The following is a 12,085-nucleotide window of genomic DNA, read 5'->3' on the forward strand; positions in this document are numbered from 1 at the left end:
GTAACCAGAAGAATAATAAGCCAAAGAGAGTGTAAAAATCACGTTATTCCGTCCTAATCGACCTTCTCCCCCAATAATGTTTGCTTTTCGTAGTAACAAGTCAAACCACGGTTCATCAACTTGGCGATACTCTTTTTTCTCAGGAAAAACAATCAATTTCGCGTTTCTTTCTGCTTCAGTTTTTTGGTTAGATGCCATTTTCATTGACCAATTCAACCAATCAGAAAAAGAATATTGATTTTCTAGCTCACAAAATACAATATTTTGTTTGTTTGGGAATCGAGCAATTCCAAAATGGTTACAACCTACATCAATACCTGGTAACTGATTAGCCAATTGTGTCCGAATCGTTGTAGAAATACGTTTTGCCACTTCAATTACTTTAAAATTACTATTTTTCGTCACATAAGCAGGTGTTTTTAATACAAAATAGACTTGATAACCTTGCTCTGATTCTAAAATGAGCGTTGGCATATACCCTAATTCATCCACACAAGCTAAGAAAATCTCTCCTTGATGATTTTCTTTAGAATCAATATCCACGACAAAAGTATTGATTTGACTAATATTTTTCTCCGAATGCCCTTTAACGATTGAACGATTTTCGTCCGCATAAGTTCCATAGCGATAAACATTTGGTGTCCAATGAGTCAGTTTGGATTCATTTTCTAAAATCGCTTCTTCAGACGTAATAACCATGCCACGCCCTGCATTCATCAATTGTTTACTGCGGTACGCAAAGATAGCACCATTCCTGCTGGTATTCTCATACCCGACAGGCTTCATGGTGCTGTTTCGATATTTATATGTACGAATGCCTTGTTTTAACAAAGCACTGTAGAATTGATCTAAGTTTTCCATCCTAAAATTTCCTCCGAATTGTATTGAAAAAGAGAACACATGGCAATTCTAAAACTTGTTCTGTGTTCTCTTTCAATATTCGGCTTAAATTTCTGTAAAAACCTAGAAAAATATCGCTTTATCTATTGAACTGCTCGCTCTAAATGTGCTATAATTTAAACACATTTGTAAAACAAATAAGTGGTTTATCAGACCGCTTAATTTATTTATTGAGACGAGCGCGAACACATGAGTCTGTTTCATGTGATTCAGAAATAATTGATTCGATCAAAATCAATTATTTCCGTCTCTTTTTTGTATGCTTAATTTATTTGAATATAACAAAATTGTAATTGTTGTTCAAGTACGACTTTTCTAAAGGTATAAGTTATAAGTAAATAAATACAGAATAAGTTATTCCTTTTATATCATTAAAGTATAACTTATTCTTTTTATACCTAATAAAAAAAGGCTTAATATCAATATATAAATTAATTTCATTAAAGTATAACTTATTCTTCTAATTATAAAAACAAGGTATAAGTTATACTTTAATTTTTTGGGTAATCAAAAAAATTATAGTTTTTCAAAAGCTTTTTTGATTTCAAAACGCAAATGTTCTTCCTTAGAAACACCAAGTTTTTGAGTAATATAAGCTTCTGCCAATGTATCTATTAATTTTTCAAATGTGATTCTTCCTTTTACTGATTGTAGTTCTTCTACATAATCTTGCATTACATTTAATTTTGACTCTAGTGCTGGAGATATTTTTTTTGGCTTTGTAACTTTATATCTGTCATCAGTAATTTCTACAGGACGGCCTCTTTTTTTGCTTGTATTAGGAAATGACTTTATCTTTTTGTTAAAAAGTGTTTGTTCAAAATCATTTTCGCGATTTATTGAAACTGATTTTTTCTTCTTATTTCCAGGTTGCAATAATCCAGAATACTCTGTATCAAAATCTATATCAATATCAAAAGTTTTTCTTTCACTCATATTTTACTCACATCCCTATAGTTATTCTTCAAAAATTTTTCTACGAATTTCTAATTCTGCTAATATTTTAATAAAAGTTTCATGTGCTCGATAATCCCATTGATCGTAATTTCCATTTCTGTACTTTTTTAATGATATCCCTTCTCTTGAATAGCGCTTTAGTCTTGTTTGAAAATTAACTATATTTTGAGACACAGCAGATCCATATAAATTTATTGCATCAGACAAAACATTCTTATCTAAATCATTATTTGGTTCAAGCATACATGCGATTATAGAAATAACTTCAAGATCAATATTATACTTATTTATCATAAATTTTTGATATCCAATATATTTTCCTATACCATCTAAAGATTCTTCCTGTGTCTGAAAAGCAATAATGCTATAATCTGAAGCTGCCATAGCGTTATCTGAATAAGCACTAATAGTAGGGGGAACATCAATAAAAATAGCATCGTATTTATCCTTAATCGGTACTAAAAGCTTTTCCAACACCATAATTTGATCCTTTTCATCTTCATAATTTGTAATTACATAATTTGAAAACGATCTAAAACTTGTGTCACATGCGATTAAATCTAAATTTTCCATAATAGGAGTAATACAAACAGATAGATCATTTTCATTAATTCCATTTACGATAGTTTTTTCAATATGTTTCATATTTACAGTCCGAGCTAAAATTTGAGAAGCATTTGCCTGTGGATCAATATCAATTACTAATGTCTTTTTCTTATTAATTACAGCATTATCAAAAGCTAACATTGTAACAATTTTAGTTTTTCCAACGCCTCCTTTAAAATTTCCAACTGTATAAGTAGTTGCTGCCATTTGTTTACCCTCTTTCAACATATTCTATATTTAAAGTATAAGTTATACTAAGATTTTAATCAATATTTTTTTATACTTTAAATTAAAATACTGATATTATAGTAATAATAGTCATGAAAAAAGGTATAAGTTATACCTTTTTAATAAAAATACTTTTACTTATCATTAGCAACTACTTCGAAACACTATGGGAAAAAGGGGATTAGCGCTTCTCTTGAAGCTGGAAAATTTTTCGAAAATTATTTTCTTATGTTGTTTTCCTATTCCCGTTGCCAAAAATCTATAAATATTTCTAACCAACTATTAAACTTGTCAGATTTATGTTTATTTCCTGTTTCTACGTGTCCGATTTTGCCACTTGCTCGTTATTCTCATTTGCTATAACACTCCGCAAGCATTAATTCGGATACAATGAATCCGTATCTATATTTCCGTTTCAGTAGAAGATCGTAGATTACATTACACACTATAACTAGCTAGATTCACACTTGCATTATAATCTCTACCCGCTGTATATCCATATTTATCACAATGGTACGTGTGGACTGATAATTTTAAGTCTACTTTTTTATGCCCACATTCATGGCATAACTTAGAACTTGGATAGAACTTATCTGCTTCCACTAATTCAATGCCATAATCCTCACACTTGTATTGAAGTTGGCGTTTGAACTCATAGAATTTTTGTTGTGCAATCGATTTAGCTAAGTGCTTATTTTTCATCATTCCTTTTACATTCAATGTTTCTACTATGTGTGTAAGTATCAAGTCTAGGAAAAGGAGAGCCTTAATTGTCATTGTTTGAGGCACTACAGCTAATGATTGCATTTGCAATATTAGTTTTAGCTATCAAAAATGACAATAAAAAATAAACCCTCTAACTTCACTTTGGCAAGCAGTTAGAGGGGCATTCAAACTATTTAATACAGCCACCATCTTTTTAAGGGTTCTACAAGGGGATATATTTACGCATAGCCTCTTTTTCTTATGCTAAGTATGGCAAAGTAAGGCAAGATTTGCAAATACATTGAAAAAGTATATCATGCTCGTAAATATGCTGTTGTTGTTCGATAAAGCTATTGCTTGAGATCTATGTCCAACAACTACTTCAGCAAATCCATCTTTTACTCCATGTAGATCTACTAATAATATTTTTTTATCTTTTACTAAAGTAATAGCTTGATCAGCTACTTCTCTAAAATATAAAAAAGTTTAGTTTAACTTCTGATAAATGTTTTCTATTGATTTTAGGTTTATAGAACTTCCTCAACACATTTTCTTTTTGATCTTGGTTTAATTAATAGGAATGATTATTACAGAAAAATAATAAACATAGAAATACATCCATTTAATCAGGATGTATTTCTATGTTTGCATTTAAGGGGCAGTTACTAAATTCCATGTTACTGTAGCAGAGTAGTTTCCTACCTCTATATTTTCGACATTTGGTAATATCAAAGAGACATCCCCTAAATTATAGTCATAAACTCCATTTAAGTGTTTATTTGGGACATTACTCATTAATGTACTATCTACAGTTGTGATCTTAGCATTATTTGTACCTGTGACATCACTGCATTCTTGTAAATCTGTTGATGGATTATAAGCATCTACTCCATTATTTATATTCTGTTTAACATTAGAGGTACTTGTAGTTTGTAAGTAGGCATTATCTATGGATCCTTCAGAATTCCAAGTAAGTTTTGCATCCAACCTCCATGATGTAGTTGAATCTTCTTGATCTCGTATTCCTATATTAAATGTACTATCTTTTGTTAAAGGAATAGATTGTTCTCCAGAATTTTTTAAAGCTACTTCTCCTGTATTAAATGAAGAAGGTATATAAATCATGGATAATGCAGCAGATGATGGAATTTTTTTATTATCACTAGAAGTATTTGGATCATCCATCCATTGTGCAGTATATCCTGTATTTAATAGATCTAAAACACTACTTGCTTGGTCAGGATTTGTTCCAGAAATTTTCCAATTTAGAAATCCTGTACCTTGTTTTGTTGGAGTGTTGTCTGTTACCCACTGTTTGAAATTAGACACATTTAATATAGGATCATTTTTGGCTACAGCACATTTTGGGATATAGTATAAATCCGAAGCACCGTTTGAAAAGGTTCCTCCATTAGCATTTAAAAATGGTGAATTTACTAGCTTTCTAAAGTTGGACGTATAATCATAAGTAAGTAACGGCTGAGCTTTACTTCCATCTATAATAACCAATAAAGGAGTATATTGCTCACTACTATGTTGCATGAACATAAGATAAGTATCTGTATTATTAGTTACTGTAGCATTTGAGAAATCAATAAAGCTTAGCGTAGGACAACCATAAAACATTCCTGTCATATCAGATACTTTAGCAGTATCAAATTCTGCAATATTCAAATTAGTTAAGTTAGAACAATCTTTGAACATATAACTCATGTGTTCAACATTGTTTGTCGGAAAAGTAAATGTTGGCGAAGATAATCCAGTACATCCTTCAAACATAAAATCCATATTTTGAACGTTATTTGTATTTCTTAAATTTATATTATTTAGAAATTTATCATCTATATTAGTACAACCAGCAAACATATGACTCATATTTATTACATTAGATGCATCAAAATTGAAACTACCAACATTTGTACTATTTAAACTACTACATCCATTAAATAGATATTGCATATCAGTAACGTTACTAGTACTAAAGTTATTGCCAAGTACCAGACTAAGTCCTAATTGAGAACAACCATCAAATGCATGAGCCATGTTAGTTACATGTGAAGAAGTGGGTAGATACATATTTTGTAAATTGGTACAGTTTTGAAATACATTGGACATATCTGTTATTACAGCTTGATTAGTACCAGAGTCTAGATTTAATCCTTGTAAATTAGCCTGCTGTAAATTTGTAGCTTCTTTAAATGCGGCATGTAAAGAAGCACCAGATGTACTACTTAATATTCCTACTTGTGATGTAGTATTTCCATAAGTACCAGCTGCAAATAAGATACTAGTTATTTCTTTGTATTTATTATTTCTTAAAAAGTAATTACTACTCTCTTGATTCATATCTCTAATGAGAATCTGATAATTACCTTTTGCAGTACTTAACCTTCCTGGTATAGTAATACTAGTTTCATTTCCTGTATAATAGTTTAAACATATGAATTTTTTATTCTCATTAGTATTGTAGTTCCAATTTTCTAGCCATTTGTTTCCCATTTCAGCAGTCCACTCTTGTCCATTTACTATTGTAGGTGCAACATATTTTTTAGGCGATACACTTCGTTCCTCAATACTTTTATCTTTATTATTTTCCTTTTTAGCAGGTTCTTGTGTGCTTTCAGTAGTATCTATGTCAGAAGAACTGGAAGTACTTGTTTCTTCTTGATCAGTTATTAAATTATTATTATTCAATGAACTTTCCAAATTATTATCAGAACTTAAGCTAGTACTGGTATTACTTGATATTTTTTCCGTAGAACTTGTTTTTTCTGCTGCTGAAACAGTTAAACTGGGTATCCAACCATAATTTATAAGAAAACTTGAAACAAAAACTATTAATATTTTTTTACGTATATTTTTCATCGAGGTTTCTCCTTTTTGATAAAACAATATAAAAGAAACAAAAACTAACAAACATTATCCCCAATAATGGAGTGAGTATATTCAGAGAATCATTTGTTTTTGGTAATTGTTTAGCGATTTCAATTTTTTTATCAGATTTATTCTTGTTTACATCGGAATTAGTTGGGTTACCTGGTAATGATTCAGGCATAATTTTACGTATAAAATTTACTGAAACGGTAGTCGTTTGATAATCATCTGCAAATATAGGAGAGGATAATCCAACACAACTAATTGATATAAACAGCGAGACTATCCAACGAATAATTCGTTTTTTACGCATTAAAATTGCCTCCTTCTATTAACTTCTATAATATTTAAAGTCAATTTAATTTTATCTTGTATTTTTTTTAAAATAATTTTTTTTTTTTGTATAAAAAAATTATTTTAAAATATGTATTATTATATTGATTCAGACCATAAAAATACGCATTTTATAAATAAAAAAACTCAGAATACAAAAATACATTTTTATATTCTGAGACCAAATTATTTAATAGGTTAGAACAATATGTTCAAGATCATGAATAACCTCATTATACACAGATTTTTCAGCAATTAAGGATTCTTTAGTAACTCCAAATTGCTGTAAATCCTTTTCTGAATCACACATTAGTGTATTAATATATTCAGATGAGGATTTATATTTTTCTATCAGATCTGATATATAGTCAATATTCATGTTATTACCTCCTAAAAATTTAATATTTATAAGTGAGATATTAAAAATAAAGATAATTAAATTCACTACGATAAAAATTACCATATAACTAAGTTGAAAAAATTTTAAAATTTTATATTTAAAAATAAATATCATACATTTTTTATAGTTATTTTTGAAAAAACAATAAACTTTGTTTTTGTCTATTGTAAGTTGCATCGCCAACAATTATATAAGTTTTATAATTTGGTACAGTATTTAAAAGCTCAATATCATCAATAATCAAAATATCTATATCTTGTTCATTTAATTCATAATAAGGGCTTATGTTTATAGCTTCCTTAAGCTCTTGACAGTACTGTGTTTCAAAAATTGTACCTCTGATGGAATATACTCCTACATTAACAATGTTATCTGTTATATATCTTTTTTGAAAAGCAATAATCATATATGAAAGTAATTCATATACCCAATTTATATTTATGTTTTTGTTTATAAACATATCTTTAAAATCTTCTTTTAAATTGTCTTGTATTTTTTTTAGGTAGCCAGATCTTTTTAATTTTGGTGTTAAGAGAGTTCTAGAAAAATAATAATATGGATATATTAAATTAGAGAAGTGAATGCAGCCTTCAATTTTGATAGATAATACTTCTAAAGAGCTTGGAGAAACATTATATGGATCTTTCATTAATACAGATAGTATGAAGGATTGATAATGATATTCTTCTATCAATTCGTGAGAGAAAAAATATTTTTCTGATTCCATATTTTCGAAATGTAGACTTGACATATTGAAAATAAGAAATATTAGAATTAAAAAACATCCTTCTTTGTCAAAAGATCTTGGATTGATTATTGAAAAAGTTTCTTTTATTTTATTTAATAAAGGGCTCTCTGTGTTAATAAAGTTATCGTAACAAATCGTATTATGTGTTTTACACACTTTTTGTAAATAAAAACGATCATGTACTGTTAATATCCAAATACATAATTCTCTTATCACAAAATATTCCGCTTTCATATGATAGTAATCTAAAAATGTAACTACCCGATTTTGTAAATCTAATACATTAATTTTAGAAAATGATTTTTCAAATGGCTGTTTTTCAATTTGTAAACACAAATTATAAAGCACCATAATTGCCTCTAAATTACCTTCTAAAATAACATAGGGTCTTCTCTGTATGTATATGCCTATATTTTCTAGATTTTTATCCATGAATTTTAATATATTAAACAATTTAGAATGGCTAATATACAACTTTCCAGCTAATTGTTCAAAGGTAAGTTTTGGCTGAAAAAAACAATAGTGAAGAATATCTTTTACCACACTTTGAGAAAAGTAGAATTTTTGAACATCATAAAGGGAGAAATTTTTGTAATTAAATATTATTAAACTATCAGAAATAATTAGAGCTTTATCAGGTAATTCATTATGTAGTTCTTGCAAGTATTTATTAACTGTAGCACTTGATAAATATAGTTCTTTAATTAATAAATTTTTATTTATTTGTCCGTTGTTTTCTACAATCAATCTTATTATTTCTGCTTTGAAAAATGAAGATTTTTCATAAATTAATCTCAGCATTTCTGCACCTCCGTATTTATTCGAAGATATCAAAGATTATGTTTACGGGTATGTTTATTTTTTTTTTAGACACAGTAAAAAAATAAGTATTTAATGTATAATATTATAGTAAGATAAATAAATAGTGTGTTTTATATCTTATTATATTTAAATATAAAAATTAATAATGTTAAACACTTAATTATTTACACATAAATAATAACATATATTTTTTATATGGTATATATAAAATACAGACTGTTAATTACCAACAGCCTGTATTTCTATAAAGTTATAATTGATTATTGATAATAAAAATTGAAGATATACCTAAACCAAGTAAAATTAAGGTACTAATAATTAATAATCCATTAATTGAAAGTTTTCTCATACTAATTTTACTAGTAATAATATATTTATAATCTTGTAGCAACAAATATATGTTTATGATAAAAAATATGATACTTATACTGATGGTACAGATACTCCAAAGATACATTATTTTTCGCTCCTGTTGTTTTTAGTATTATATTTTCGTCGATAAATATAAATTGTTCCCAAAATAATAAGAATTATTAAGAAAACACTACTATATTTAAACCAATTTGGTAAGATAACCTTAAATACAGATTGTTTATTAATTTCTTTTGCTTTATCTCCTGCAATGTCAAATTTTCGTTCAAAATTCCAGGTATTTTCTGCAGTTTTTACAGTTCCTTTAAATAAATATTTTCCTGGTTTTAAATCTTCTTTACCCCAATCTATTTGAAAAGGTAAGCACGAGTATGGAGCAATTGATACGTTGTCCATTGAATTTTCTTTTATTTTTTTTGTTCCATCTTCTGAGTATACAGCACCTTTTACCTGTGCTTTGGAGAAAATATAAGGATTGGGATTTAAAATATTTGCTTGAACAACTTTTTTTCCTGACGCTAAATTAGGAATAACATTTTCTAAAGTTACAGAAACATTTTTAAATAAATTTACTTTATCCTCGTTAGTTAGAACTATTCCTATGGTATAACAGTAATCATTGCTTACAATATTTTGATTTTTTTCTTTGTCATCTATCTTTTCAGATACTACTACTCCTCCTAATATTACTCCTTGTACATTATGTGCAGGCATATTGATATCTAATGTTATTTCCTTAGAACTATTTTTAGAAATACTTACTTCTTTTTGTGTAGATTTAACTATTGAAGTTAATGGTATTTTTAAAGAAGTATTATTTTTTAAGGTTCCAGAATAATCTACTATACCATTACTATTAGTATTAGCATCAACAACTTTAATAATTAATAGCTTATCTTTATTAGAATTATTTATTAATTTTATTTTGATTGAATCTTTGGAACCTGGTTTTTCTGATAAATAAAAATACCCAGAATTTTTATCTATTTGTCTTGGATTTGGGATACCTTCAACTGAAAATCCTCCAAAATTTTGTTTTTCTTCTGCTGATACTTTGATACTGATAGTTATGCTAGTAATTACTAAAAATATTATCATCAATATATTTTTTTTATTAATTACTCTATTCACTAGTATTCTCCTTTGCTATTTACTAATAAATAAATCTAAAATGAAAAAACAGGAATGATTTTCCTGTTTTTTCTTTCTTTAACTAATTTGATGGGGTTTGCTCTAAATTCCAAGTAACAGTTCCAGTTTTTTCTCCAGCATTTACTTGATTAACATTAGGGATATTTAATGATACTGTTCCTAAATTCAAGTCATATGTTCCAGAAAAAGTATGACCTTGATTTCCTTCCATAATTAATTGTGCTTGTGAACCAATACTTGGGTGATTAGTTACTGTAATCATATCTGGATTATCTAATGGCACCAATTTATTTTGAGCATTATATGTTTGAGCAGTCTCAGCAGTTGTTCCAATTGTAGCACCATTTGATGCTAGATCTCCTGAAAAAGTTGCTTTTAGTGTCCATCCAGCTTCATTATGTTGTGTATCTTTTACCCCAACATTAAGTGTGTTACTACCTGACAATTCAATATTTTTTTGTAAGCTACCTTGAGTTCCAAGTTCAATATTACCAAAATTAAAACTGTATGGAATATAAGCTAACGAAAAATTACCGGTTGGTTGTAAAGGACTATTCGTATTTTCATCTGAACCAGGTTGATCAGGATTAGCTCCAGATGGGTTATTTGGAGTTGGATTATCATTATTAGTACTTGATACAGTGAAATTTGCCTTTACATCAGTAGTTGCACTATTCGTATCAGCAAATACACTACCAGCTCCTAATGCCATTGGAGCTATCAAAGAAACTGCTGCTACTAAAGCTTGTTTTTTCATAATATATTCCTTCCTTTTATTAATAATATGAATTTGAATAGTTATATATATCTTCCAAATTCAATTGAATAATAACACTAAAAAATGAAGTATATATTTTTATATTTTTTTTGAAAAATCTAATTTTTAAAATAGTAGTATTTTTTTTATGAATTAATAAATGAATCTATATAGTCATTTCCTCTAAATGGTTTAACGTGTCTACTACCAATTGAGTATCTTGATATTCAGACAATTGCTCCCTATTAACAGTATAACATTGATTTACCAAAGGAAAAGTAAGTAATATCTGTTGTTAATCTTTCTATTAGTTGGTTTATCTCCTAGTTCTTTTTAATATAAATTAGGCAGAAGTCGCTCATCCTCTATAAGTGGGTGATGAATGCCGTTCGGTATGAAGGTTATCTTTGGTAATTCTCATACCGAAAATTAAGGTAATATTACCTTTTTATTTTATATCATGTTACAATCAGTCTATAAAAGAAATGAGCTGATATAACATGGAATTAGATACAAATAATCATTCAGTATTCCTCTTATATTATCACCTTGTCTTAGTAACGAAATATCGTAAACAAGTGATTGATGATGAAATATCTGAATTTGCTAAAGATACTTTTGAAAGAATTTCAAAATCGTATCATATTACTTTAGTTGAGTGGAATCATGATAAAGACCATATTCATATTATGTTCAAAGCCCACCCTAAAACAGAACTGACAAAATTCATCAATGCTTATAAGAGTGCCAGTTCACGATTGATAAAACGTGATTTTCCAAGAGTCAAACAGTTTCTTTGGAAAGAAATGTTTTGGTCTAAAAGTTTTTGTCTTTTGACAACTAGTGGTGTACCTATCAAAGTCATCAAGAAATATATTCAAAATCAAGGAAACAAATAGAGGTGAATCTTATGGAACTGCTAAAAGCATATAAATTTATATCCGACTGAAACGCAAAAAATTTTCTTTGACAAGTCTTTTGGCTGTGTTCGTAAGGTCTACAATCTAATGCTTGATGACCGAATAAAAGCTTATGAAGAAACTAAGAATGATTCCTCTAAAAAAATGTGTTTTCCAACGCCTGCAAAATATAAAAAGATTTTCCATTTTTGAAAGAAGTGGATAGTCTTGCTTTAGCGAATACAAAAATTAATCTAGACAAGGCGTTCAATAATTTTTTCCGTGATGAATATGTCGTCGTTCAAAAGAAAAAAACTGGTTCAAAGTTGCAC

General features: G+C 28.2%; 11 protein-coding genes and 2 pseudogenes. 3 read left to right on the plus strand and 10 right to left on the minus strand.

Annotation, left to right across the window (positions count from 1 at the left end; translation table 11 throughout):
- From AB3H93_RS13840 to AB3H93_RS13855, 4 genes and pseudogenes are all read right to left on the minus strand, one after another.
- Positions 1-786: pseudogene (locus AB3H93_RS13840) on the minus strand (replication protein RepR); the annotation flags it as partial.
- 630 nt (positions 787-1,416) lie between these two features.
- Positions 1,417-1,836, minus strand: a complete 420-nt coding sequence (locus tag AB3H93_RS13845) for a hypothetical protein (RefSeq protein ID WP_081115495.1) — start codon at positions 1,834-1,836, stop codon at positions 1,417-1,419.
- A 21-nt stretch (positions 1,837-1,857) separates the two neighbouring features.
- Positions 1,858-2,670: a ParA family protein gene (locus tag AB3H93_RS13850; RefSeq protein WP_081115494.1), complete on the minus strand. Its 813-nt coding sequence runs from the start codon at positions 2,668-2,670 to the stop codon at positions 1,858-1,860.
- Positions 2,671-3,129: 459 nt separating this feature from the next.
- Entirely contained in the window at positions 3,130-3,498 is a 369-nt protein-coding gene (locus tag AB3H93_RS13855) for a transposase (protein WP_345791568.1), read from the minus strand.
- Between AB3H93_RS13855 and AB3H93_RS13860 the strand changes: the two genes are divergently transcribed.
- A complete protein-coding gene (locus tag AB3H93_RS13860) occupies positions 3,468-3,542 on the plus strand; it encodes a putative holin-like toxin (RefSeq protein WP_367173923.1) in 75 nt (24 codons plus the stop codon). The genes AB3H93_RS13855 and AB3H93_RS13860 overlap by 31 nt on opposite strands.
- 505 nt (positions 3,543-4,047) lie before the next feature.
- On the opposite strand, the gene AB3H93_RS13865 is transcribed toward AB3H93_RS13860, so the two are convergent.
- The 6 genes from AB3H93_RS13865 to AB3H93_RS13890 all read right to left on the minus strand — a co-directional run bounded on the left by AB3H93_RS13865 (position 4,048) and on the right by AB3H93_RS13890 (position 10,854).
- Positions 4,048-6,261: a BspA family leucine-rich repeat surface protein gene (locus AB3H93_RS13865; RefSeq protein WP_368020720.1), complete on the minus strand. Its 2,214-nt coding sequence runs from the start codon at positions 6,259-6,261 to the stop codon at positions 4,048-4,050.
- Positions 6,245-6,583: an LPXTG cell wall anchor domain-containing protein gene (locus AB3H93_RS13870; RefSeq protein ID WP_161638214.1), complete on the minus strand. Its 339-nt coding sequence runs from the start codon at positions 6,581-6,583 to the stop codon at positions 6,245-6,247. The genes AB3H93_RS13865 and AB3H93_RS13870 overlap by 17 nt, the downstream gene beginning before the upstream one ends.
- Before the next feature lie 210 nt (positions 6,584-6,793).
- Positions 6,794-6,982: a hypothetical protein gene (locus AB3H93_RS13875; protein ID WP_081115490.1), complete on the minus strand. Its 189-nt coding sequence runs from the start codon at positions 6,980-6,982 to the stop codon at positions 6,794-6,796.
- Between the two features lie 148 nt (positions 6,983-7,130).
- Complete coding sequence (locus AB3H93_RS13880; RefSeq protein WP_368020721.1) at positions 7,131-8,552, minus strand: helix-turn-helix domain-containing protein; 1,422 nt, start codon at positions 8,550-8,552, stop codon at positions 7,131-7,133.
- 477 nt (positions 8,553-9,029) lie between these two features.
- Positions 9,030-10,076, minus strand: coding sequence for a DUF916 and DUF3324 domain-containing protein (locus AB3H93_RS13885; protein WP_337247752.1), 1,047 nt, complete (start codon positions 10,074-10,076; stop codon positions 9,030-9,032).
- 82 nt (positions 10,077-10,158) lie between these two features.
- The gene (locus tag AB3H93_RS13890; protein WP_368020722.1) at positions 10,159-10,854 is read right to left on the minus strand and encodes a WxL domain-containing protein; all 696 of its coding nucleotides are present in this window, start codon (positions 10,852-10,854) and stop codon (positions 10,159-10,161) included.
- 500 nt (positions 10,855-11,354) lie between these two features.
- Here AB3H93_RS13890 and tnpA point away from each other — a divergent pair, with 500 nt between their 5' ends.
- Together tnpA and AB3H93_RS13900 are read left to right on the plus strand one after the other, a co-directional pair.
- The gene (tnpA, locus tag AB3H93_RS13895; protein ID WP_161440464.1) at positions 11,355-11,753 is read left to right on the plus strand and encodes an IS200/IS605 family transposase; all 399 of its coding nucleotides are present in this window, start codon (positions 11,355-11,357) and stop codon (positions 11,751-11,753) included.
- Positions 11,754-11,764: 11 nt separating this feature from the next.
- Positions 11,765-12,085, plus strand: a pseudogene (locus tag AB3H93_RS13900) (helix-turn-helix domain-containing protein); the annotation flags it as partial.

Source organism: Enterococcus sp. C74 (assembly GCF_040887125.1).
In the GTDB taxonomy this organism is placed as follows: domain Bacteria; phylum Bacillota; class Bacilli; order Lactobacillales; family Enterococcaceae; genus Enterococcus_B; species Enterococcus_B hirae.